This window comes from Arthrobacter sp. SPT-J7 (assembly GCF_059089965.1).
Genome location: NZ_JBNHFF010000006.1, coordinates 210,745 through 234,920, shown reverse-complemented (window position 1 = coordinate 234,920; position 24,176 = coordinate 210,745). Strand labels below are relative to the sequence as shown.

Annotated in this window: 14 protein-coding genes; 1 reads left to right on the top strand and 13 read right to left on the bottom strand. The window is 67.8% G+C overall.

The features are described 5' to 3' along the window. Positions 1 to 12: 12 nt before the first annotated feature. The 12 genes from AC5RWX_RS12335 to AC5RWX_RS12280 form a co-directional block, all read right to left on the bottom strand. Positions 13 to 789, bottom strand: a complete 777-nt coding sequence (locus AC5RWX_RS12335; RefSeq protein WP_494097493.1) for a hypothetical protein — start codon at positions 787 to 789, stop codon at positions 13 to 15. A 122-nt stretch (positions 790 to 911) separates the two neighbouring features. Further along, on the bottom strand, positions 912 to 1,403 hold the full coding sequence (locus AC5RWX_RS12330) for a DUF2087 domain-containing protein (protein WP_494097492.1): 492 nt from the start codon (positions 1,401 to 1,403) through the stop codon (positions 912 to 914). Further along, positions 1,400 to 3,574 carry an NAD-dependent DNA ligase LigA gene (ligA, locus tag AC5RWX_RS12325; RefSeq protein ID WP_494097491.1) on the bottom strand — a complete coding sequence of 725 codons (2,175 nt, stop codon included), beginning with the start codon at positions 3,572 to 3,574 and terminating at the stop codon, positions 1,400 to 1,402. Before ligA ends, AC5RWX_RS12330 begins: the two co-directional genes overlap by 4 nt. A gap of 105 nt (positions 3,575 to 3,679) precedes the next feature. Next, complete coding sequence (locus AC5RWX_RS12320) at positions 3,680 to 4,381, bottom strand: hypothetical protein (protein ID WP_493957254.1); 702 nt, start codon at positions 4,379 to 4,381, stop codon at positions 3,680 to 3,682. Positions 4,382 to 4,477: 96 nt separating this feature from the next. Next, positions 4,478 to 5,989 (bottom strand): serine/threonine-protein kinase, encoded by a 1,512-nt coding sequence (locus tag AC5RWX_RS12315; RefSeq protein ID WP_493944323.1) that lies wholly within the window; start codon positions 5,987 to 5,989, stop codon positions 4,478 to 4,480. Beyond that, the gene (locus tag AC5RWX_RS12310; RefSeq protein ID WP_493944324.1) at positions 5,986 to 7,488 is read right to left on the bottom strand and encodes an FHA domain-containing protein; all 1,503 of its coding nucleotides are present in this window, start codon (positions 7,486 to 7,488) and stop codon (positions 5,986 to 5,988) included. Before AC5RWX_RS12310 ends, AC5RWX_RS12315 begins: the two co-directional genes overlap by 4 nt. Next, positions 7,485 to 8,324, bottom strand: a complete 840-nt coding sequence (locus AC5RWX_RS12305; protein WP_493941684.1) for a PP2C family protein-serine/threonine phosphatase — start codon at positions 8,322 to 8,324, stop codon at positions 7,485 to 7,487. The genes AC5RWX_RS12310 and AC5RWX_RS12305 overlap by 4 nt, the downstream gene beginning before the upstream one ends. Further along, a complete protein-coding gene (locus AC5RWX_RS12300; protein WP_494097490.1) occupies positions 8,321 to 9,523 on the bottom strand; it encodes an RDD family protein in 1,203 nt (400 codons plus the stop codon). Before AC5RWX_RS12300 ends, AC5RWX_RS12305 begins: the two co-directional genes overlap by 4 nt. After that, a complete protein-coding gene (locus tag AC5RWX_RS12295) occupies positions 9,508 to 11,979 on the bottom strand; it encodes a DUF4129 domain-containing transglutaminase family protein (RefSeq protein ID WP_494097489.1) in 2,472 nt (823 codons plus the stop codon). Before AC5RWX_RS12295 ends, AC5RWX_RS12300 begins: the two co-directional genes overlap by 16 nt. Next, positions 11,976 to 13,316 (bottom strand): DUF58 domain-containing protein, encoded by a 1,341-nt coding sequence (locus AC5RWX_RS12290; RefSeq protein ID WP_493944326.1) that lies wholly within the window; start codon positions 13,314 to 13,316, stop codon positions 11,976 to 11,978. The genes AC5RWX_RS12295 and AC5RWX_RS12290 overlap by 4 nt, the downstream gene beginning before the upstream one ends. Positions 13,317 to 13,367: 51 nt before the next feature. Next, a complete protein-coding gene (locus AC5RWX_RS12285) occupies positions 13,368 to 14,339 on the bottom strand; it encodes an AAA family ATPase (protein ID WP_493944327.1) in 972 nt (323 codons plus the stop codon). 95 nt (positions 14,340 to 14,434) lie between these two features. Next, positions 14,435 to 20,617: an Ig-like domain-containing protein gene (locus AC5RWX_RS12280; protein ID WP_494063047.1), complete on the bottom strand. Its 6,183-nt coding sequence runs from the start codon at positions 20,615 to 20,617 to the stop codon at positions 14,435 to 14,437. Between the two features lie 677 nt (positions 20,618 to 21,294). On the opposite strand from AC5RWX_RS12280, the gene AC5RWX_RS12275 reads away from it, so the two are divergent. Then, a complete protein-coding gene (locus AC5RWX_RS12275; RefSeq protein WP_494097488.1) occupies positions 21,295 to 22,989 on the top strand; it encodes an HNH endonuclease in 1,695 nt (564 codons plus the stop codon). On the opposite strand, the gene AC5RWX_RS12270 is transcribed toward AC5RWX_RS12275, so the two are convergent. Beyond that, positions 22,986 to 24,068: an adenylate/guanylate cyclase domain-containing protein gene (locus tag AC5RWX_RS12270; RefSeq protein WP_493941239.1), complete on the bottom strand. Its 1,083-nt coding sequence runs from the start codon at positions 24,066 to 24,068 to the stop codon at positions 22,986 to 22,988. The two genes, AC5RWX_RS12275 and AC5RWX_RS12270, sit on opposite strands and share 4 nt — an antisense overlap. Positions 24,069 to 24,176: the final 108 nt, after the last annotated feature.

Genomic DNA, 24,176 nt, shown 5'->3' with positions numbered 1-24,176 from the left:
TTGTTTGTCCGGTCAGCCGGGCTGCGGGTCGGCGATGGGACCAGGCCGTTGCTCCGGGTGGTCGCCACGCCGCGGACCGGCTGGCGGGTCGGGCTTCGCCAGCAATTCGGGATGCACCTGCCGCTGCAGGGCTGCAAGCGCCTCGGCGGGCAGGGCCAAAAGCCCGTCCAGTTCCTTGCGCGCCCGGCCGTAGGCCAGTTGCCGCTCGGCCGGAGTGGCAGCCCGGTCCACCGCAATCGTCAGCAGCCGCCGGGCGGTGTTCAGCCGCAGCCGTTCCGGGCCGGTGAAATGTTGGTCGCGGATCCGGCGGGCCTCGCGTTCGGCAATGTCGAACGCGACCTCAAAGGCGCGGACGGCTTCGCGGTATTCGTGAAGCCGCTCGTCGGTGGCGGTTTCCGCCGCGGTGACCGGCAGCAGCCCGTCGGCGGTCCGTTTGGCGCGCAAAAAGGCCACGGTCAGCGGTTCCCGCACGTCGGACATCATCGGATAATCGATCAGTTTCGCTACATCCAGCTCATAGTCGAGCCAGCGGACGTTGACCGCGTGATGGTCCGCCATCAGCTTCTCGGTGTCGCGCAGCCGCTGCTCTTGGGCGGCAGCGGCAGCATGCCGCCGCTCCGACTCGCGCCGGGCTGCTTCCGACCAAGCCGTTTCCCGACGCTGGCCCCCGGCCCGGTTCCCGGTCTGCTGGCGCTTGACGCGTTTGGCGTGCTGTCCCATGCCGGAGACCACGGCGAAGCCAACCCAGATGAACCACCAGGGAAAACCATCGGCGAAGAACTCGTTCATGGCCGCTCCACACCTCCATGCTCCCATGGCCGGTGATGCGAGTCACGTCTACATTTCCGGTTCGGTCTACTCCGCGAGTCGATGGGCAACGGCCTTGCGCGGGACCCTCGTTAGCGACCCCGTCAACCGGTCACAGTCGCCTGGCGGTAGGCGCTGCCATCCGGCTCACGGACCAGGAACCCGTAGTCCACCATGGCGCGCCGGAGCATCGGCACGTCTTCCGTGAACGCCGCCAGCTTGGCGTTTAATTCCTTTTCCGTCATCGTTTCCCCGGCCGCGATGACGCGGTCGCGCAGGTAGCCCAAGAGTTCCAGCCGGTCGGCCGCTCGGTGCGGCAGCACCACCAGGCCGCCGGCGAGGAAGCGCTCCGGTCCGGTAGGCCCCGGCGTCCGCGCCGCCGCCAGCGCTGCCTTGAAGACGTCCGGAGCAACGGCGAGGGCCCCGCCGTCGTCCGTCACGAGGCCGGAGGCAACCAGCTTCTGCCGTTCCTTGGGGGTCATCTCCGGATGTTGGCCCAGCACCAGGGCGGCGTAGAGCCCGCGCAGCCGCTCGCTGGCCAGGGCGGAGAGCAACTGCTGCCAGCTGGCGGCGGGCCCTGGCCGCTCCCCCGTCATGCCGTGCCGGTTTCCAGCAGCCGGCGGAAACCGTCCTCATCCAGCACTGTCAGGCCCAAGGACTCGGCCTTGTCCAGCTTGGTCCCCGCGTTCTCGCCGGCCACCACATAGCTGGTGTTCTTCGAGACGGAGCCAGAGGCCTTGCCGCCGCGGATGATGATCGCTTCCTTGGCCTCGTCACGGCTGAAGTTCGGCAGCGTACCCGTCACCACCACGGTCAGCCCTTCCAGCGTGCGGGGCATGCTCTCGTCCACCTCGTCGGCCATCCGCACACCGGCTGCCGCCCAGGCATCGACAATCCCGGCATGCCAGTCCTCGGCGAACCACTCTTTCAGCGCCGCCGCGATGGTGGGACCGACGCCGTCGACATGCGCCAGCTGGTCTTCGCTGGCGGCCCGGATGGCGTCCATCGAGCCGAAGGCCGTGGCCAGGGCTCGGGAAGCGGTGGGACCCACGTGCCGGATGGACAAAGCCACCAGGACGCGCCAGAGCGGCTGGGTCTTGGCCTTCTCCAGCTCCTCGAAGAGCTTCCTGGTATTGGCCGTGGGAACCGAGGGCTTCTTGGCGGTGCCCTTGGTGTAGAAGTAGGGCACCAGCTCGGTCTCGCCGGTGGGCACACCCTGAACCTTCTTCTCGCGCCGGATCCGCACGTCCGCCAGGTCCTCGGGCTTGAGGCTGAAGATCCCGGCCTCGTTGGTGAGCGGGGCCTGCTCGGGTTCGGCCGGACGGGTCAGCGCCAGCGCTGCCTCATAGCCCAGTGCCTCAATGTCGAAGGCGCCTCGGCCGGCCAGATGGGCCACCCGCTCGGTCAGCTGCGCCGGGCAGGACTTGGCATTCGGGCAACGCAGATCGACGTCGCCCTCCTTGCCGGGCGCCAGCGGCGTGCCGCAGGAGGGGCAGTCGGTGGGCATCACGAAGTCGCGCACCGGCGGATCCTGCGCCTCGCGCAGCGCCATGACCGGGCCGACAATCTCGGGGATCACGTCGCCGGCCTTGCGCAGCACCACGATGTCGCCGATCTTCACGCCTTTGGCCTTGACCACGTCCTGGTTGTGCAGGGTGGCCATTTCCACGGTAGAGCCGGCCACCTTCACCGGCTCCATCACGCCGTAGGGCGTGACCCGGCCGGTGCGGCCCACGTTCACCCGGATGTCCAGCAGCTTGGTGTGGACCTCTTCCGGCGGATACTTGTACGCCACCGACCAGCGCGGCACCCGGGAGGTGTGGCCGAGCGCCCGCTGCAGGCCGAAATCGTCCACCTTGACCACAATGCCGTCGATCTCGTGCAGCAGGTCGTGGCGATGCTCGCCGTAATGCTCAATGAACTCGAGCACGTCCTCGTAGCTGTCCACCACTTTGAAGTAGGGACTGGTGGGCAGCCCCCAGCCGCTCAGCAGCTCGTAGGTATCCGATTGGCTTTCCGCTTCGAGGCCTTCGCGGGCGCCGATCCCGTGGACAAACATGTGCAGCGGCCGCTCCGCCGTCACCTTCGGGTCCTTCTGGCGGAGCGAGCCGGCCGCAGAGTTGCGCGGGTTGGCGAACGGCGCCTTGCCGGCCTCCACCATCCGTTCGTTCAGGGCCAGGAAGTCTTTGGTGGGGATGAAGATTTCGCCGCGGATCTCCACCTCGGTGGGGAAGTTGCTGCCGGTGAGCTTGCGCGGGATGTCCCCGATGGTCAGCACGTTGTGGGTGATGTCCTCGCCGGTGGTCCCGTCACCGCGGGTGGCGGCCCGCACCAGTTCGCCGTTGCGGTAGAGCAGGTTCACGGCCAGCCCGTCGATCTTCACTTCGCTGAGCCAGCGCAGTTTCCGGCCGTTGCCCAGGTTCGCCACGGAGGCGGTGGCACGGTCCACCCAGGCCTTGAGCTCGTCCAGCGAGAAGACGTCCTCCAGCGAGTACATCCGCTGCAGGTGCTCCACCGGGGCGAAGGCGGCCGAAACCTCGCCGCCGACTTCCTGGGTGGGCGAGTCATTGGCCACCAGTTCCGGATGCAGCGCCTCGATTTCTTCCAGCCGCCGGTACAGCGCGTCGAATTCGGCGTCCGAGACCAGCGGGGCGTCCTCGTTGTAGTACGCGTAGCGGTACTTGCGGACATTCTCGGTCAGCTGCTCGTATTCGTCCCGGATCGCGTCGCTGGGGGTCTCGCTGGCAGAAGTTTCGACTGTGCTCACCTGACTATCTTGCCCCAGGAGTGCCGTTCAGGCGACGACGACGGTGCCTGCCTTCCAGCCCCGCGGCAGCACCCGGTGGCTGCAGCAGGTGCGGCGGTGTGCTGCTTAGTCTTCGGCATCCAACTGTTGGTCCAGCAGCGGAAGGTCGGCTGCGGTGACCAGATGGGAGGTCACCGCGTGTTCGACCAGCCGCGCCCGCCGGTTGGTGGCGAGCTTGCCGCCGCCGCCGCGCAGCCCGGCAACGCCCACGCGGTCCAATTTGTCGCAGACGTTGTCCAACTTGCGGTTGAACTTGGTCAGCGGCCAACCCAGCCGGGCGGCCGCCTGTGAGGACGACGGAATCGAGCTCAGTCCGGTGCCGTCGCGCTTGAGCATGGGCTCGGCCAGGGCCAGGATCAGCGCCCTTTGCGAATCGGTGAAGATCACCGGGCCGATGGTGGTCTCCCCCACCGCGTCGGTGTCCCGATGTTCCTGGCGGAAGGACGGCGTCTTGACGTGGACGGACAGCTCGTAGGTGGTCGGGCCGGCGGTGAACACGATGTTCGTCAAGCTGAAGACCAGCGGGATCCGCGCGCCCGGCGCCAGCCAGGCCTGCATGCCGCCGGTGGAATCGGCGACGGTGGCCGAGATCAGCGATCCGACGTTGGACAGCCACCAGATGTCGTCGTAGCGGACGATCTGCAGGAACTTGCGGTGCAGGTACGGATTGTCGTCGATCTCCAGATCGCCTTCGCGCCCAATAGTGAACACGTCGTCGTCCTTGGGTTCATACCACTCCCCGCAGAACTCAATGCTCACATCCGCCACCGGTAGCCCCCTATGTGTTGTGTTGACCGAACGGGTCGACGCGAGTTGATCGTTTCATGAACCCGCGCTACTAACTCTATTCCAGTGGGTAGGTGACTATTCGTCGGCGCAGCCGCGGACCGGATCCGAGGCCCTGCCGTTCGCCCGCACCACCACTACTTCGATGCAGGTCCGGTCGTTTTCGGCCAAGGGCAGCGCCGCTTTCGGCTCGCCGGTGCGCTCCGGTTCGCCCTGGCCCAGCGCAGTGACGGGCGTCCAGATGAACAGGTCGTCCTCGCGCGGGTCCGGGTTGGTCCAGCTGAAGACGGCTTCGCCTCCTTGCACCCGGCCGGCCAGGTCCTCCGGCGGCACCACGTTGCCGGAGAGGCCTTCCAACGCATTGGCCGGCGCCCGGCTGACCGGCGCATCCGGGACGGCAGCCTCGGGCGCCGGACCGTTGAGCACGAAGATGACGCCGGCAGCCACCGCCAACGAGGCGAGCGCGCCGGCCGCCCACGCCCAGGGACGGCGGCGCGTACCGCCGTCGGAATCCGCCGTCCGGTCTTGCTCCGAGTCCCTCAAGACGGTGGATCCCTCAGGTTCCAGTTCCAGCCGCCGGCCTGCTGCGGGCAGCCGCTCGGTGCGTTCCGGGAAGACCGACCCCGCGGCCGGCGGTGCCGCGGTTGGGTCGATCGACACGATCCCGCGCACCCGCGTGGCTTCTCCGTCGTCGTCTCCGTCGTCGGCTGCCGACGGCGCTTCCTCCAGCACCTCGAACGGGGTGACCGAAAGGTTCAGTTCCGCCTGCACCCGCTGCAAGGAGAGCGCGAAGGCGTGGGCCGATTTGAACCGCGAACCCGGCGACTTGGCCATCGCGGTGGCCAAAGCCAGTTCCAGCGAGGCCGGCACGTCGGCACGGCGCAGCGGCGGCAGCGGTGCATGGGCGATGCGGTCCATCAGCTCGCGCTGCGAGTTGTTCCCGCCGGGCTGCATGAACGGGGAGCGTCCGGCCAGCAGCGTGTAGACCGTGGCGCCCAAGGCCCAGACATCGCTGCGGGTGCCGTTGCCGGCGTCGCCCTTGAAAGCTTCCGGCGGCGACCACGGAATGGACATGCCGGCGTCGCTGTCCGCGGCGTCGGTGCTGGAGGAGATGCCGAAGTCGGTCAGCGCCGGCCGGTTGTAGTCGGTGACCAGGATGTTGGCCGGTTTGATGTCGCGGTGCGCGATTCCCGCCCGGTGTGCGGTTTCCACGGCGGAGGCCACCTGGATGCCGAGGGTCAGCACCTCGTCCACCCCCAGCGGTCCATTGCGGTAGCGCGCGTCCAAGCTCGGCCGCGAGCAGTACTCCATGGCTAGGTAGGAGTGCCCGTCGGCGGTGAGGTTGGCCTCGTAGATCGTGACAATAAACGGGTGCGTGGACAGCTGCGCCATCAGGTTCGCCTCGGACTCGAAGCGGCGGCGCGCGTCCTCGGTCCTTAGTCCGGACAGCAGCACCTTGACGGCCACCCGGCGCTTGGGCCGGTCCTGTTCGTAAAGGTACACATCGGAGAAACCGCCGGAGCCTAGCAACCGGACATAGCGGTAGCCCTCAATGGCCGGCGGCGGAGCGGGCGGACGCTTTGCGCTCACGGCAGGTCCTCGAAGCGCAGCGAGATGCCGTCCCCGAGGTCTGCGATGTCGCCGTCCAGCAGCATGACCGCTTCACCGTGGCCCAGCCTCCGCGGAGCCTGCCGGCCGCGCAGCAGCACCGTGCCGTTGGTGGAGTTCAGGTCCGACAGGATCACGTGCCAGCCCTCCAGCCTGACTTCCACATGCGAACGCGAGATGTCCCCGCTGGCGCTGTGCACCGGCACCAGCCGCGGCATCACGCTGCCCTGGACCCGGCTGGCCGAGGGCTGCCGTCCGACGATCACCGGCCGGTCCAGCTCCACCACGTCACCGGTGGAAACCCGCATCCGCCCGAGTACCGGCCGTTGCACCTCCTGGGCGTCCTCGTCCAGCGGAGCACCGCAGAGGGCGCAGGCTGAACTGGTCGGCGGGTTGGCGTGGCCGTGGCTGCACATCCGGGCCAGCACCATCGGCGCGGTGCTCGGCGCCGGCGCTGACGCGGCGGAAGCGGCAGCGGGCGCGGCGGGAACATCAGGCAGTTCGCTGCGCATCAGTGTCTGTCCGTCGTGGTCGCCGTCGTCGGCCCCTTTGGGCTGCGCGGCCACCGGGCCGCGGTTCGCAGCGACCACCGGCTGCGGAACCGGGGTCGCCGAGGGCGCGGCACGCGCCGAGGCGGACCGCGTCAACCAGGGAACGGCATCGATCAGGTCCGTCGGCTGGGCCGGCTTCCCGCCTGGCCGGTGTGCATGGCCCTCCAGTCCGACGGCGGCGCTTCCCTGGACTGCATTTGAAGACTGCCGTTGCGGTACTGGTGGCAGATTGGCCCGTTGCGCGGCGGTATGGACAATCGTGTGGTCCAGCTCATCATCCGGCATATAGATGCCGGTCATTTCCAGACTCACCTCGGCCTCGGCGAAAGCAGGCTCTGTCGGTGCAGACTCGGTTGCGCCGGCAGCCGGGGCGGCGGAGACGGACTGCGCAGCGGGAGCCTCTGCGGCGGCCGGGGCCGCGGAGACGGATTGCGCAGCGGGAGCCGCTGCGGCAGCCGGTCCGGAAGCGGCCGACAACTCGGCGGGTACCGCGCCCAGCCGAAGCATTCCCATCTTCACGGCGCCGGCGCGCAGCGGCAGCCACCGGCCCGGCTGGTCGGTCGTTCCGGTGCCGCCGGATCCCGCCACGATCATCGCCCTGTCGGACGCCAGCCGCCCCTCGGTCCAACTGGAGACTCCGCGTCCGTTCAGTTCCTGCCCGTGCGAATCCGCAGACACCGCCACGTCACCGCGGAGCACCGCATGGATGCCGTCAGTCAAGGTGACGATGCCGAACTGCGGCAGGGCAGAGAGATCGGCGCCGCAGCAGGACACGACGGTGCCCAGCAAGGACTCCAGCGTGGCGCCGGCCTCCAGCGCTTGCCAGAGCTGCTGCACTAGGTCATCTGCGGCGTCCGGCTCGAGGAGCACTGCGGTACCCCCGCTGACCAAGCCGATCCACTGCCCCGGGCAGTAGGTCAGGTCCGTCACCGGTCATCCTCCTCCGGGGCTGGCTCTCCGGAAGCTGCCAGCCGGGGCAGCGTCGTCGTGTCCTCCTGCCGGGGCGCGGTGGAGGCGTCCTCGGGGTCGCCTTGGTCGCCGTCGGCGTCGATCACCACCACGGTGATATTGTCCCGGCCGCCCGAACGCAGAGCGGCCTGGATCAGCGAATCGACCGCTTCCTGTGGGTGGGACACCGAGGTAAGGATGGTGTAGATGTGGTCATTGCTGACCTCCGAGGTCAGCCCATCGGAACAGATCATGATCCGGTCCCCCGGTTCCACCGGCACCATCCAGAAATCCGGCTGGTTGTCTTCGCCGGTGCCCAGCGCCCGGGTGATGACATGGCGGCGCGGGTGCACCAGGGCTTCCTGTGCCGTGATCCGTCCGGCCTCCATCAGTTCCTGCACCTCGGAGTGGTCCACGCTGATCTGTTCGAGGCTGCCCTGGTGCAGCCGGTAGGTGCGCGAGTCGCCCACATTGAACACCAGCCAGTAGGGCACACCGCGTTCGGAGACCAGTGCCGCGCCGGACACCGTGGTCCCCGCACGGGATGCGGCCGCCGCCCTGATCCGCGCATCCGCCCGGGCAATCAGCTGTTCCAGTTCGTGAGCGCCGAGCTCGTGGCTGGCCACATAGTCTTGCAGCGTCTCCACACAAATGCGGCTTGCCACTTCCCCGGCCTCATGGCCGCCCATCCCGTCAGCCACCGCGAACATCGTGCCGTCGGCTAAATACGCGTCCTCATTCAGCATCCGCCGTAATCCACGGTCAGAGCCCGCCCCGACGTGGAGCCGGATATCGCCGGCACCCGCTGCCGCGCTCATGCCGCTCCGATGGTGAAGCTGCGGTCGCCGAACTCTACGGTGGCGCCGGGGGCCGCTGCCACGGGCTGCCCCGGGACCAGCTGCCGGCGGATGCCGTCTGCACCGGTCACCGCAGTCCCATTGGTGGAGTTCCGGTCGGTGACCCACACCGTGCCCGCTTCAAGGCGCAGCAGCACGTGGGTCTTCGATACCGAACGTCCCATGTCCGCGAAGTCGATTAGTTGGTCGATGTCCTCGCCGGCGGCCGCCGACGGGTTGCGCCCGATCAGGGCCGTCGTTTCAAGTACCACGTTGCGCCCGTCGTCGAAGGTAATGGTGAGCGGGCCCGGCAGGCTGGATGCGCGGACCAAGGTAGCGGCGAATTCTTCGTCCGGATGTCCGCCAGAGCCGGGATAGCCCGCAGCCATGCCGGCCGCTGCAGGTCCCGCCGTCGCCAGCGCGTACGACGGTTCTGCCTCCCTCTCGCCTGGGTCACCAGGCGCTGGCGCAGGTTCCGGCGCAGCGGTCGGCTCTGGCTCCGCCACCGGTGCCGCATCCGCACCGAATCCCGGGATCGCGGAAATGACGCCGGAAGGCCGCGGGGTCGGCTCCGCGGAGGCCCCGTCTGGATGCAGTCCTGACGGCAGGGCGGCGGCAAAGCCGGCGTGGGCGTCGGTGCCCTGCGGTGCGAAGGCCGCGGGCCCGTACAGGCCGCCGGTGGTCAGCGGGTCGCGGCCCTGTGCCACATCCAACACCAAGGTTTTGGCTACCTTGTCGTGCCAGCCCTGCCGCTTGTGGTTCCGGTCCCACAGGTTGGAGACCACCACCACGACGGCGCCCACCGCGAACACCAGTCCGCCGACGGCGATGATCAGGCCGCGCAGGAAGATGGCACCCCAGCCGGCAGTATGGCCGTCCTCGTTGGCGGTGCGCAGGCCCAGCACAAGGTTGCCGGGGGTCTTCCCGGTGGTTGCTTCCCAGCCCCACAGCCACACGGTGTAGGCCAGCGACAGCAGCGAAGCCAGTCCGGCCCAAAGGAACAGTCCACCCACCGCCGAAGCGGCCGCGGATTCGCTGCCGGAGGCCGCTGCCTGCATCACCGCGGGAACGCTGGCAGCGTAAGCGGCCAGCATCAGGATGGCCGGCGGAATCTTGTCGATCAGCCACGCCCCGAGCCGTTTTCCGGCCGAAGCGCTGACCAGATTCAGTCTTGCCGCCACGTGCTGCTCCCGCCTTTTTCGGACCGTCCGGCCTGTGAGTCTACTGTAAGGATTCTAGTGGCGGCCGGTGTACGCCGGCGCTGCGCGAAACGCCGCTTGGCGTCGGCCACCAGCGAGCGCGGCGTGAATGTGGCGCGCTGCCGCTGCCAGAAGCCCAGCGAGCCTTTCATGTCCGCCAACGACTGGTCCACGTGATCCCAATACTGCTGCACCTGGACCTCGGTGGGCTCGGCGGCCCCGAAAATTGCGGCATCCGCCCGGCGCGCCAGCAGCGTGGTGCCCGCCGCCGTCGTCGGGAATTGCTCCGCCAAGGCGGCAGCGTGCTCGCGCCGGGTGGCATTCGTGCCCGCCCGCGCTCCCATGTCGGTGGCCAGCGACATCACTTCGCGCCAGCCTCCGCCCACCCGCTGGCTGGGCAGGCCTTCGTTGGCCCGCCGCTTGCGCCGCCGCAGCTTCAGCCAGGCGATCAGCAACAGCGGCGCCAGCAACACGGCGAGCGGAATGGCTGCCAGTCCCACCGCGGCAAAGAGCCAGCCCCACTGGTCCCAGAATGACTTGTCCTGCTGCTCGGCGTCCTGCGGCTCCGGAGCGGTGTCCGGCGGCAGCTCGGCCGGTTCCTGCGGCGGAGGCGGCGGCTGCAAGAGCTGCGGCTTCGGCGTCGATTTGGGCTCCTGCTGCGGCGGCGTCGGCTCGTTGTCCTCGTCCGGCGTGGGATCGAACGCCACCCAGCCGGCATGTTCGAAAGCCACCTCCACCCAAGCGTGCACGTCCTCGCCCTTGATCTCCACCGGTTCAGAGCCGGAGCGGTCGTCCTGCGGATCGGGGTAGAAACCCATCACCACCCGAGCCGGGATGCCCAGGTGCCGGGCCATGAGCGCCATGGCGACGGCGTACTGCTCGTCGTCGCCAATCATCTGCTCGGCATCCAGCAACTGGATCATCCGCCCGGCGTGATGGCCGGACAGGCTGCGGGCCTCGTCTTCCTTGCCGTTGCTGAAGAAACCGTTCTCGTGCAGGTTCCGCTCCAGCTGGCGGACCTGTTCGATCGGTACTGTCGCTTCGCCCACGAACTCATTGGCCTTCACCGCAATGATGTCCGGAACCCGGGCCGGTTCCGGCAGGCGGACGGACGCGAAGTCGTACTGGGCCAGCTGGGCGTCTTCCCAGCGGCCCGGGAAAGTGGTCTGCACCGAGTAGCCGTCGCCGGCCTGCAGGTACCGGGTTGTCAGCGCGGTTTTCGAGTCGTCGTTGTAGAACAACGATCCGCCTAGCTCGCCCGCCCGTTCACCGTCGAACGCCATGGCAATGATCCGCCCGCCGACCGGCAGCCAAACGCCGCGGTAATCTCCAATCCGGATGTCCAGCCGGGTACTGTCGTCGGACACCTGGCCCAGCGAGCCGGCATCGCCCACCGGGGTGAAGTTGCCGCCGCTTTCCGGATTGACGTTGTATACGGTGCCGTCGAAGGTATCCAGCGCCGCCAACCGCACCCGCTGGCCCTTCGGCAGCCCCGCCACGGTGAACAGCGTCTCGTCGGGCCGGTCCTTCACGTAGCCGCGGAAATCCATCAGCGGGCTCGGGTAGTCATACAGATTAACCGGCGGAACGACGACGTCGCGCAGCACCTCGCGCTCGCCCCGCGCCGTGAGCGCGGGGCCGGCCAGCGCGGTCAACACCACCGCTGCTGCGAGCATGCCGGCGCCCAGGCCCAGTCTGCGCCGCAGCCCCGCCCGGTGCGCGGCCGGATCGGCCAGCGACGGGCCGGCCGCCACGCCGGCGGACGCATCGCCGCGGGCCAGATGGCGGTGCCAGGCAAGCCATGCCGCCGATGCCGCGACCAGCAGCACGCCGCGCAGCACCGGCAGCACCGGGACGTCGGTGCCGAAGGCGATGCCCAGCAGGAAGAACGCCAGCACCGGCAGCAGCGGCCAGTACGGTCTGCGGACGCGCCAGGCCAGGGTTCCGGCCAGCAGGGCGGCGGCCAACGCGCCGAGGAACGGCACCACCAGCATGCCGCCGGAGACGCCCACCGGCGGGGCAACGGTGAGGATGTCCTTCCACGCGAAGACAAAGCCGGTCAGCACGGTGCGCAGCGATTCCAGCGACGGCAGCACACCGCCGATGGCTTCGGTCGGAGCAGCGAACGCGCTGCCGAGCAGCAGGTAGGCGCCCAGTCCTGCGGTGGCCGTGGACAACAGGCCCAACCGGTAGCGGGCGCAGGCCAGCGACAGCAGCAGTCCGACGACGATGCCGCCGAAACCCGCGGTCAGGTAGCGGCCGTTGCCGCCGAAAACGTGGTGGAAGCCGGCCAGTCCCAGTCCGAGCAGCAGCACCAGGACGGCAGCGTCGATGGCCAACTGGCGTCCCGGCCGCGGCAGCCAGGCCGCCAGTCCCCCGGCGGTCCGGGGGCGGGCAGGCCGCCGGCCCGGCTGCGGAAACATTGGGCGGCCGTTCATGCGGCGGCCTTTCGGAGCACAATGGCCAGGTCGTCCAGGCTGGGCAGCGACAACACCGACAGGTCGCCGATGGTGGCGCGCGACGCCTCGAGTCCGCCACCGCAGCGGATGGCGAAGGCGCGGATGCCGGCCGGCACCGCGGATGACGCCTGGCGCAGCTGGGTGGCCGAGACCCGGTCGCCGACGACCAGGAACATCACAGACGCGTTCGGAACGGCCTCGGCGGTACCCCGGGCCAGCTCCACCGCGGTGGAACGCTGCGGCTTGCCTTCGATCCGGGTCATTTCGTCCAGCAGAATGCGGCCGGTTTCGCTGCGCAACGGGCCCCGCTGGGTCAGCATGCTCAGGTTGCGCTGCTCGCGGATAGCCTGCAACCCAATCGAGGCGGCCACCGAGACAGCCAGTTCGAAGTCTTCCTCGGAGCTGTATTCCTCGGTGTTGGTGGAGACCGCGACGGCCAGGTGCGCGCGGCGTGTTTCCTCGAACTGGCGCACCATCAGCGAGTTGGTGCGCGCCGTCGTCTTCCAGTGGATGTAGCGGCGGTCATCACCGGGGACGTAATCGCGCAGCGCATGGAAGGAGACGTCCGCGCTGGCCAGATCCTTGGTGGGCAGGCCCTCGAGGTCACGGATGAAGCCGGAGGCCGAACTGCCCAGCGCCGTGGTGCGCGGGTGAACGAACAGATCGGTCGGCTCCGTCCACATCATCTGCCGGCGCAGCAGGCCCAGCGGATCCTGCCGCACTGAGCGGACCGGACCCACCACGATGACGGCGCGGCGCTGGGTCGGGATGGTGAACAGGTCTTCATGCACCTGGCCGGCCTTCATCCGCGGCAGCTGGAATACCGCCGTGGCTGCGCCCACCGGCAGCTCAAGCGCGGCCGGCAGCAGCGGCTTGTCTGCGGTGTTCGTCACCGCCACACTGCCCACGGCCCGGTCGCCGACCGCGACCCTGGTCCGTGCCAGATCCAGTTCAACGCCGTACGAAGAACGGCCGGTGACAAACCCGATGGCCAGCAGCAGCAGGAACAAGCCCATCAGCGCTGCGATCTTGGCTTCCTGCCAGCCGAAGGACGCTCCGAGCACCAGCAACAGCAGCGCGCCGCCGGCCACCACCCAGCCCAGCGGACTGACCGTTTCCAATACTGGCCTCAGGTAGTGCCCGGAGGCCTTTTGGATCCGCTGCCAGCCCGGCTGCAGGTACCGTTCGGTAAGCGAAGCCGCTTCGGAAACCAGCGAGGCAGGATGCAGCTTGCTGCCTTTCTCCGGGGCTACCCGGCGGACCGTTTCGCCAAGGCCGGAGAGCCTGCTGGTCTGGTCGGGTGCCCGCTTCGTCATCGTCCCCGTCATGCAGCCGCTTTCGGCAGCGAAGGTAGCTCGGGCACGGCCTTAGACCGTCACCCGCTGCTGCGGGGCCGGCACCTCGGCCAACACGCGGGACATCACGGCCTCCGGTGTAGCGCCGGCAAACTCCGCCTCGGGGTCCATCACGAACCTGTGGTTCCAGACCACCGGAGCCAATTCCTTGACGTCGTCCGGCAGCACGAAGTTCCGGCCCTGGGATGCGGCCCACACCTTGGCAGCCCGTACCATGGCCAGCGCACCGCGGACGCTGACGCCCAAGCGGGACTCGGCCGCGTTGCGGGTTTCCTCGCACAGATGCGAAACGTACTCCAGCACCGAGGTGTCCACATGGTTGGTGGCCGCCAGATCCGCCATGTCCCGCACGGCCTCCGTGGTGATGATCGGAGTCAGTGCCGCCGACCGGTCACGGGTACTCGCTCCGCCCAGCAGCTCTACCGTCGAAGCCCGGTCAGGGTAACCGATTGACGTTTTGATCAGGAAGCGGTCCAGCTGGGCTTCCGGCAGCCGGTAGGTGCCGGCCTGTTCGATCGGGTTCTGCGTGGCGATGACCATGAAGGGCCGTCCGGCGTCGTAGGTCACGCCGTCCACTGTCACCCGGCCTTCTTCCATCACTTCCAGCAGCGCCGACTGGGTCTTCGGCGAGGCACGGTTGATCTCGTCCGCCAGCACCACCGTGGCAAAGATCGGGCCCTTGTGGAACTCGAACTTCTGCGTCTTCTGGTCGTAGATCGTAATGCCAGTAACGTCCGACGGCAGCAGATCCGGCGTGAACTGAATGCGCGAGTTCGAACCCTGCACCGTCGCGGACAGCGACCGGGCCAGCATCGTCTTGCCCGTGCCCGGAGCATCCTCCAACAGCACATGCCCCTCGGCCAGCATGGCGGTGAGCACCAGCCGCACCACCTGATTCTTGCCCAGCACCGCCTGGCCCACATTGGCGGCCAGCTTCCCGAACGTCTCGGCGAACCACTCGGCCTGCTCGGAAGTCATCGTCATGCTGTTCTCGGTCTCTCTTCGTGTTGCATCAGTGTCAAAATCTCTCATCACTTGGCCGAGCAAGCCTGCTACGGCACCAGAGGAAGGTGTCACAGTTAGAACTTGCACTCTTTCATTCCGCCGGGTGGGCCTTGACCATACGGCTTTCCGCTGACATGTGTTCCACCCAGATGGTGCGTACCGTCCAGCGTGACGTCGGTGCCCTTGACGTAGAGTCCGTCGTTGATCGACCGGCCTCCGCCGTCGCTCTGCTGATACCAGTAGATGCCGGAGAGTCGGGTAATCCAACATTTCACCACGAGGTTCGGGGTCGTGCCCCAAGCGTTGGCCCAATGATCGCCACTGCAAGAAGCGTCGGCTCGGTTGTAATTAGTCCCGATCCTCTCGTCCATGCAAGTCCGATAGTTCGTGTCGAGCTTCGTGCCCTGACCGCCTACGCGGATCGTCCAATTCGTTTGAGGCGGGGGCGGGGCATCCCCGGATTGGGCTGTGGCCGAAGCCACCGCGCCCTTAGTTCCGCGCGAGTTCACCGACCGCGCTTCGAACTTCACCTGCTTGTTGTAGCCGCCGGTATTGACGGTGTGAGTTCCGGAGTTGGCGACCTTCTGCCAGCTGCTCGTGTTCGAAGTGCGTATTTCGATTCTTGCCACGTCGTGGCTGCCCACCGCAGGCGCATTCCAGCTGAAGCTAACGCTCTTCTGTTCTCGAGCGCCGTTCTGTCCGGAGACGCTCGGCGTGCCGGGCGTTCCGTACGGCGTCGCACTCGCGGATGCCGGGCTTGGGGCACTGGAGTAGCTCGCGCCGTCGCTGTTGGCCACCGAAGTGATGCGGACGTTGACGGCCTTGCCGTTGGTAAAGCCGCCCACTTGCTGCCCGTTCGAGATGGCCATGGTCCGGTGGTCGCTGAAGGTCGCCCGGTAGCTGATTTCGCCGGACTGGGCGCCGTTGCGCTGTGCGGCGGTGAGCTCGTTGAAGGACACCGTCACTGACCGCCCGGCGCCGCCAGTCTGCGCTTCCTTCAAGGAAACACCCGTCGGTGCTTCCGGCGCACCGACCGCCCGGCGGGCATTGGACTGCGCACTGGCCTCGCCCGAGCCGGCTTTGTTCCGTGCCGTGACCGAGTAGGTGTACGCGGTTTCCGAGTTGGGTGCCGTCACCGTCTGCGAGGTCGCGTTCACCGCCGGGAAGGTCCGGTTCAGCTTCCCGCCCTGGTATTCGCGGACGGTGTAGTCAAGGATCTCGCCGCCGTTGTTGGACGGTGCTGACCAGCTCACCTTCAGCTGGCTCTGGTCGCCCACCGACTTGACGCGCTCGGTAGCCGGCGCGGTCGGCGCGGCCGGTGGCCCGGCGGGTACCTCGGAAGCTGAGTAGGCACTGAACTCACTCGGTTCCGGCGCCCGGTTATGCGCCCGCACCCGGACTTCGTAGGCTTGGCCGTTTTCCAGCCCCTCCCACTTGTAGCTGGTTCCGGTCAGGCCCGTCTTCTGCAGTTGGCCGTTCGGCGGTGCCGGCGAGATCTCCAGCGTGTAGCTCTCGATCGCCGAGCCCTCGTTCTCCGGTGCGGTCCACGAGACGTTCAAGGACTTGTCGCCGAACTTTAGCTGCGGTGCCGCCGGTGTTGCCGGCCGCACGTCCGGCCGCGCCACCGCAGACTCGGCGGAGGGATCGGACGTGCCCACGCTGTTCTCCGCCGTCACCGTAAAGGTGTACTCGACGTCGTTCTTCAAGCCGGTCAATGTACAGGTGGTGGTAGCGCACTGCTGGCTGAATCCCCCACCCGTTGCATTCACGGTGTACCCGGTGATCTGGTCGCCGTTGTCGCTCGGCGCCGTCCAGGACAGGACCACGCTCTGGTTGCGCACCGAATCAACCAGCGGCGTGCTGGGCGTTTCCGGGCGGCCCTTGACCACCAGCGAGATGTTCGCCGTGGCCTGCCGGCTGCCCTCGCGCGTCTTGTCCTCCACCGTGTATTCAACATTCATGGTGCCGGAGAAGTCCGCGCCGGGCGTCACGATGATCCGCTCGCCGTCGATCTCGGCGGTACCGCCGTTGCCGGCGGCCGCGCTCACGATCGTCAGCGGCGTTTCCGGGAACGGGTTGACGTCGTTGGCCAGCACGTCCACCGGCAGCGCTTCGCCCTGCACCGCATCCGGCACCTCGTCGTCGTTGGCCACCGGCAGCGGGCGCGTGGAGGCGGTCGCTGCCACCGTCACCCGGCTGGTCACCTTATCCGAGCGGCCGTCAGTGACGGAGAAATTGACGACGCCGGTGGCTCCCGTTGCGATGTCGGCCTCCGCAGCCACGCGCAGCACGCTGCCGTCAAGGCTGACGTCGAACCCTTCCGGCGTACCGCCTTCGACGGCGAACTGCAGTTTCTCCAGATCCTCCGGGTTCGGGTCGGTGGCCAGCGGGCGCAGATCGTAGCTCACGGCGTCTTCACCCTTGGCCACTTCCAGCGTGCCGGTGGTCAGCTCCGGCGGGAAATTTCGGTCCTTGGCCGGAATCACCTTGGTCATGATGGTCAGCGTGGACTTGAGCCCCTCCGGGTCGGCGGGGCCCGAGCCGTCGGTCACCTCAAACGTGATCGAGCCAGGGCCGGCGTAGTTGATGTCCGCTTTATATCTGAGCGTGCTCTCGTCGGCCATCCAGTCGTCGTCGCTGGTGCCGATGGCACGGATGTTCGCCGCCTCGGTGATCCGCGGTGTGCGGCCGGGACGGACTTCCACCAGCTCGGTCAGGTCTAGCCGCAGCTCCTCCCCGGCGGTCACGTCGAACGGACCGCTGTCCCGCAGCACCGGATACTGCTCGCCCAGCGGCGGCACCCAAATGACCGCGGTGGCCTGCAGGCCGTCCACGTCCCGAACGGTGTACGGGATCAGCTGCACGTCCTCGGTCAGTTCCACGTTGACCTGGCCGTCGGCAACCGTGCGCGCCGTCGGATAGGCGCCGTCCACAATGACCTCGAGGTCCTTGGCCACGCCGTCGGGGTCCTCGTCGTTTTCCAACACCGGAACATCGACGGCGGTGCGGCCTTTGATGTCGGCCGATTCCACCCGGTCGTCCCGGGCCAGCGGCGCCTGCAGCGGCGCATCCTCGCGCACCTGGGCCGTCACGGTACCCACGGCAGAGCCGCCGCGGTCGTCGTCCACCGTGTACCGCGCGTTGACCGTGCCTTCCTCGGTGGGCGTCGTCAGATACACGCGTCCGTCCTCGGCCCTGGCGGCGATCGACTCCGGCGAGCCGACGACCTTGTTGGGGGTTAGGCGGAGCGGGTCGCCGTCCGGGTCGGAGTCGTTCTTCAGCACGTCCACGGCGACGGTCTTGCCCGGCCGGATCTTGATCCCGTCGTCGAGCGCCACCGGGTTCTGGTTGTTCTCCTGTGCGGGGGCAATTCCCACCCGCACCGTGGCCGTGTTGATGGCGCCCAGCCGGTCCTTGACCTGGTAGGTGAATGCGTCTGTCCCGGCGCCCTGCGCAGAGGCGGTGTAGTCGATGTAGTTGGGCCCGGCCACCGCCGCGCCCTGTTCGGGTGCTTTGTGGACACCCGTCAGATACACGGAGTCGCCGTTTGGGTCGATCCCGTTGAGCGGTATGGGGATCCTGACGGTGGAACCGGCGATGGCCCGGGCTTCCTGGTTCTTGGGAGCGGGCTGCGAATTCGATTCATCGTCACGCGGGAGGATGTTAATCCGCAGCTGCGCCGAGTCCTTCTGGGTCCCGTCCGTCACTTCGTAAACCGCATAAACCGTCTTGGCCTGCTGCCCGGCAATGAAACGCACGGTGTTCTCGGCCGTGAAAATGCGGCCGTCGGCGGAATCCGGGGTTTCGGCGAGCTCATCTTCCAGCACCAGCGTGTGGCCGTTCGGATGCGTGTCGTTGGCCAGCACGTCCACAGTCACCACATCCCCCACGCGCACAGTGGCGGTGTCGGCCTCGGCCTGCGGCGGCAGCGGCTTGTCTTGAGCGTCCACCGAGATCACGCTGACCTCGCCCGTGGCCGAGGCGGTGCCGTTGGAAACGGTGTAGCCGATCGTGGTCTGCTGATGCAGCCCCTTCACATCGGAGATGCGCAGGATGTTGTGGTCCAGCACTTCGACGGCGACCGGCGCGCCGTTCGCATCCACCGAGGTGACCACCAAGACACCGCCAGCCGGATCGGCGTCGTTGGCCAGCACATCCACCAGCACTTGGCCGTTTTCCGGCAGCAGCGCCACGTCCCGCACCGCTACCGGAGCGCCGTCGTCGTTGTCCTCAGTCGCATCGATGCGGATCAAGCCGGTGGTGCTGGACGGGCCGTTAGTGACCAGATAGGTGAAGTAGTAGGTGTCCGCCTTCTCCGCCCTGAACTTGACCGTGCCGGCGTCATAGTCGGGCACAATCGCGGTACCGGCGGTGGAGCCGGTTTTGGCCAGCCGCAGTTCCCCGCCGTTCGGGTCCTGGTCGTTTTTCAGCGGGGCAATCTGGATTTCCTGCCCCACGGTCGCGGAAAAATGGTCTGCGTTCGCCAGTGGCGGCAGCGCCCCGGGTGGCCGGACGTCGAAAACGACCACGCCTTCGGTGGTTTCGGAACCATCTGACACCCTGACCGCCACGTCCTTCTTGCCGAAGGTCTTGCCCACGTCCTGGAAGGTCAGCAGCCCGTCGGGCCGGGTGCGGACCAGGTCGCCGTCTGCACTATTGGATGCTTCGACCAGGAACAAGTCGTCGCCGTCAGGGTCAATCCAGTCGCTGAGGATGTTCTGGCTGATCTCGCGGCCCTGTTCCACCAAGATGGTGGTCTTCCGCTTCGGTTCCGGCGGCAGGTTGCTGCCCTCGGCGCGGACGTCAATGGCCACCCGGGCGGTATCGGTGCCGCCACGGCCGTCGTCGACCTCGTAGCCGAAGGTGTGCCGGCCGGGAGCCGCGTCCCCGTTGACCATTATCTGCAGGCCAGTGCTGTCGTAGATTCCCTGCACCTCGCCGATGCCCGGGCCGTCGCCGCGCAGGCGTGCGGTGAGCACATCGCCGTCGGGATCTGAATCATTGTCCAGAATGGTCAGCGTGGTGGTGCGGCCGGCCCGGACGCCGAACGTATCGTCCTGCGCCACCGGCGGCTGGTTTTCTTCGGTCCGGTCGGGCAGCGTGTTGACCGGGTTTTCGTCCGCCGAGTCCTCTTCGTCTTCCTCGTTCTCCTGCTCCGGCGGGATCAGATCGCTCCAGTTGTCCACCAGTTGCATGTTTTCGAGCACCAGCCAGACATTGCCGGCGTTCACGTCGTTGAGCACCACCACATCCCGGTTCACCCGGAACACCAGCGACGCGTTCGCGCCGATGCCCTGGATCGGTTGCGCGAGATCATCGGCGTCGTTGCCGCAGTCCCGGAGGTAGTGGTTGATCCCTGCCCACGCCGCGTGCAGGCAACCCGCCAACTGGACCGGGGCCGCCGGCGCTCCGGTGCCTTCCATCGGCAGGATCTCGGCGTCGGAACCGTTCAGCGGCTGCTTGATCAACGCCGATTCGGTAGCCACTGCCACAAACGGGCTCTCGTCGCCGCTTTGCTGCATCACGCCGCCGCGCGCCTCCGGCAACGTGACCTCGCGGCCGCCGGGCAGGACCAACAGGCCGGCCTCGGCGTCGAACACCACAGATTTTTCGCCCACGGCGGCCATCTGCAGGTCCCCGGCTCCGGCGAGCGTGTCCACCCGATCGGCACCCGTCCGTTCGGCTAAACCTTCTTCATTGACTTCGTAGCGGACCACTTCGCCAGCATCCGGATCGGCAACGAAGACGGTGTCCTGCTTCGATACCGTGGCCACGCTGCCCTTGGCATCGGTTAGCAGCGGCTCCGCTGTCTCCTCATTGAAGGACCCCAGCTCGTTGGCCGGGCTGATCCAGATCTGTCCCTTGACGGTATCGGTGATGGACAGCAGCTGATCGCCGAATGCCACCTCCGCGTTGCCCGGCAGTTGCTGCTCCGACCCGCGTTCCATCTGTGCAACGTCCACCGGGCTCAGCATGGCCTGGTCTTGGTTCTCCATGAACACCGTGCCGGCACTCTGCATGACATCAAAGCCGTCACTGTTGGCCCGGAAGCCGCCGTCCAGCACCTGGGACTGGTAGTTCAGGTGGCCGACCATGCCTTGGCTGTTGTTGGTGACCCACACGCCGCCGTCGTTCAGATCCACATCCGCGGTGGGGAAACCTTGGTAGTAGATGGCGCCGCCGACCACCAGGGCGGTCGCAACAGAGAAAGTTGTCGTCGATGCCAGCGTCTTGCGCCGCCGCGTCCACCCCAACATTTTCCCCCGCAATGTCATTCTTCCCTTGTCAGCCCGCGCCATTTCGTTGTGCCCGACCGCAGGCAACGACCCCGCCGGCAGGCACCGAAAGACGGCCCTTGGCATGCCAAGGACCCTTATCGACTATTGCACGTATAACCAAAGAGCGTAAACCCGAGGCATGGGGAGAACTCCCCTCGTGAGCCAACGCCATGCACGACGGCGGTGCTTGCCGTTTGAGCGCTGCCTGATCTTTCCTTGTGGTTCCCTTAGTGTTTCCCTTCTCATTCGCGGCCACTTTGGGTGGAAGTCTGATGCCCTTGGGGCGGGGAGTGCCCGACGTCTTTGGGGCGTGCCTGACCTCTTTGGGGCGTGTCTGACCTCTTCGGGGCGGATGCGTGGTGCCTCTTGGGCGGAGGCGTCACGCCGCGGGGCGGAGGCCTGTCCTTGTGCGGAGCCTGACGTCGCTCCACCGCCCAGGGCTTGGACGCACAACCGTCGACCGGTCCTACACTGGCAGCGCAGAACGGTAGTTATTCACGTCCGTAGGGTCACTCCAAAAACCGTCGGTGGCGGCTTATAGGCTGTTTTCAGTAGCAGTTCTGCAGCAAACGTTGGCCACCGGGTCTGGTTTTCCGGTGGCGTCTGCGGGCTTTGCCCCGCGACCGTTCGTAGTCGATGCCGTGCCCTGGATGGGCATGCTGAAGATTGAGACGCTGAAGATGTTTGATCCGGCAGCACCTGAAACTTCCGCCGCAGCCCCGGCTGGCCCCGGCGCCATGCCTGCGCCCGGATCGACGCCTGCGGCCGCCGCTGCCGGGCCTTCGGCCGACGCTCCCTTACCGGTGGGGTCGGCCGCCGTGAGCAGTGTGGCGGTGTCGTTGCCGCCGGTCGATCTGGAGGCTCCCGTGGAGGAGTTGGTGGACCAGCTCGCCGCCCGGGAGGATGCCAAGGACGCGATCGCCGCGGACCAGGCCAGGCTGATGGTCGCGCTGGAGCAGCGGATTCGGGCCGAGCGCGCCGCCGCCGGCGTTCCCGCCGGGCGGCGGGGTGAAGGGATCGCGAAGCAGATCGGGTTGGCGCGCCGGGAGTCCCCGCACCGGGCGGCCCTGCTGCTGGGCCGGGCCAGGGTCCTGGTCAACCAGATGCCGCACACACTCGAAGCACTGCAAACGGGGACACTGAATGAGTGGCGGGCGGCGATCCTGGTCCGGGAAACCGACTGCCTGAGCCCGGAGCACCGGGCCCGGGTGGACCGGGAGCTGGCCGGGACCCCGGAGCGCCTGCACGGGCTGGGGAACCGGCAGCTGGAGGCCGAAGCCAAACGGATCGCGTACCGGCTGGAGCCTCGGGCGGTGGTCGGCCGGGCTGCGAAGGCCGAAGCGGACCGGCATGTTTCCTCCCGGCCGGAACCGGATGTGATGGTCTCGGTCCGCACCCTGCTGCCGGTGGCCCAGGGCGTGGCGGTGATGGCCGCGCTGCATCAGGAAGCGGAGCGGCTGCGCAACGCCGGGGACCCCAGGAGCCGGGGCCAGATGATGGCCGATACCGTGTTCGAACGCGTCACCGGGCGCAGCACCGCGGACCCGGCCCGGCTCGAGGTGCAGCTGGTGATGACCGACCGGGCGCTGCTGCAGGGCGGGAGCGAACCGGCCTGGCTGACCGGCTACGGCATCGTCCCGGCCCAGTACGCCCGCGACCTGATCCGCCGGCCGCAGGACCCGCCGCCCGAACCCGCCGCGTCCGGCCCGACGGGCAGCGGTTTCGGGCAGAAGGCCCCGCCTGGCGCGGGGACCGGGCAGAAGGCCCCGCCGGCGGGGACCGAGCCGGGCTGGAAGACCGCCCGCGCACAGGCCCGGCAGGACAGGCTGCGGAACCTGAAGGTCGGCGGGGTGGAGGATGTCTGGATCCGGCGGCTGTATACCGCGCCGGGAACCGGGCAGCTGCTGGGCATGGACTCCAAGGCACGGAAGTTCCCGGACGGGATCCGCCGGATGGTCATGGCCCGGGACGCGTTCTGCACCGGGCCCTGGTGCGATGCGCCGATCCGGCACATCGACCACATCGTCGCCCACGCCGAGGGCGGGCCCACCAGCCTGGCCAACGGGCAGGGGCTGTGCGAGCGCTGCAACCAATCGAAGGAAGCCGACGGCTGGTCCGCCAAACCCCTCCCCGGGCCCCGGCGCAGCGTGGAGACGACCACGCCGACCGGCCACGCCTACACCTCCGCCGCACCACCCCTGCCCGGCACGCCATTCCAAGTGTCGGCACACCAAGCCGAGCCTGCGGCCAATAAAGCCAAGAAGGCCATGAAGGTATTGGTGCGCCGGCGCAAGGTGCAGTTGGAGCTCGAGCGCGTCAGGCGGCACAAGCGTTCGGCAAGCCGAAGCTAGTCGACGATGAGGCCCTTGCCGGTGCCATGGGCAACGGTAACCGGGTTGACCTCGCCGAAGCCGCGGACGGTGCGGACCTTCTGCGGGATCAGCACAAACCGCTCGTCGCCGGCGAGTGTCGACGCAGTAGTGGCGTCGACCAGCACGGTCCCGGGTTCGGCGAGTGTGGTCAGCCGCGCGGCCAGATTGACCGTGGGGCCGTAAATATCACCCAGCCGGGAAAGTACCCTGCCCCACACCATGGCCACTCGCGCTGAGGGCAGCAAATCATCGTCGCCGATCGCCTTGGCCAGGGCCAGCGAGATTTCGGCCCCGGCCTGCGGTGAGGACGCAATGTAGAGGACTTCGTCGCCGATCGTCTTCACCAGTCGCCCGCCGCCCACCGAAATAATCTCGGCACAACGGTTCTCGAAGCGCTGGACCAGCTGGGCGAGGGTCTTCTCGTTCATCTGACGGGACAGGCTGGTGTAGGAAACCAGGTCCGCGAAGCCCACGGCACGCAACAGGGGCAGCGAGTCCTCGTCGTCCGCGCCCGTGCCTGCCCCCAGGCCGGCCTCGGCCCGTACGGTCAGACGGGCCACCCCGGCATTGAGCTGGCGGCGGTAGGAGTAGACCAGGACCTTCTCCAAGGAGTCGATCAGGTTCGGCAGCTCATGAACCAGCCGCTGGCGGGCCTGGGCATCGGTGAGGCCCCGCTGGTGCACCATCTCTTCCACCAAGGCCTCGACCTGCCAGACCACCATGCGGTCGGTCATCTGTCCTACGGACCGGGTGATTGAGATGGCCGCGTCCTCGGTCAGGCGCTCCTCGCGGACCAAGTCGATGATGGTGGTCAGCGCGTCCAGGTCTGCCTGGGTGAAGGCGAGATCCTCATCTCCGAGGTTGGCGAATCCCAAGGCGCGCCAGATCTTCCGGGCCGACAACAGGGATACCCCGGCGCCGGCTGCAACCTCGCGGCGCTTCATGGTCCGTTCCGAGCCGAGCAGCCGGATTTCAAGGTCCTTGATGGCCTGCCGGTCCACCTTCCCGTTGGAGCCGCCGGCGGGAGCGGTCTGGGCGGGCAAAGGCACGCGGGGCATGGACAACGTCAACGGCTCGGGTTCGCCGGCTGGGTGTCCCCCGGTGGTCCGTATGTCTTCCGCTACCGGCTCGGCTTCCAGAATGGGTTCCGGGTCCTCCGGGCGGGT

Coding starts and splice junctions, on each gene's coding strand:
- AC5RWX_RS12290 (WP_493944326.1), bottom strand. CDS start 13,316: ATGACGAAGCGGGCACCCGACCAGACCAGCAGGCTCTCCGGCCTTGGC.
- AC5RWX_RS12295 (WP_494097489.1), bottom strand. CDS start 11,979: ATGAACGGCCGCCCAATGTTTCCGCAGCCGGGCCGGCGGCCTGCCCGC.
- AC5RWX_RS12330 (WP_494097492.1), bottom strand. CDS start 1,403: ATGACGGGGGAGCGGCCAGGGCCCGCCGCCAGCTGGCAGCAGTTGCTC.
- AC5RWX_RS12270 (WP_493941239.1), bottom strand. CDS start 24,068: ATGCCCCGCGTGCCTTTGCCCGCCCAGACCGCTCCCGCCGGCGGCTCC.
- AC5RWX_RS12280 (WP_494063047.1), bottom strand. CDS start 20,617: ATGTTGGGGTGGACGCGGCGGCGCAAGACGCTGGCATCGACGACAACT.
- AC5RWX_RS12335 (WP_494097493.1), bottom strand. CDS start 789: ATGAACGAGTTCTTCGCCGATGGTTTTCCCTGGTGGTTCATCTGGGTT.
- AC5RWX_RS12305 (WP_493941684.1), bottom strand. CDS start 8,324: ATGAGCGCGGCAGCGGGTGCCGGCGATATCCGGCTCCACGTCGGGGCG.
- AC5RWX_RS12275 (WP_494097488.1), top strand. CDS start 21,295: ATGCTGAAGATTGAGACGCTGAAGATGTTTGATCCGGCAGCACCTGAA.
- AC5RWX_RS12285 (WP_493944327.1), bottom strand. CDS start 14,339: ATGACGATGACTTCCGAGCAGGCCGAGTGGTTCGCCGAGACGTTCGGG.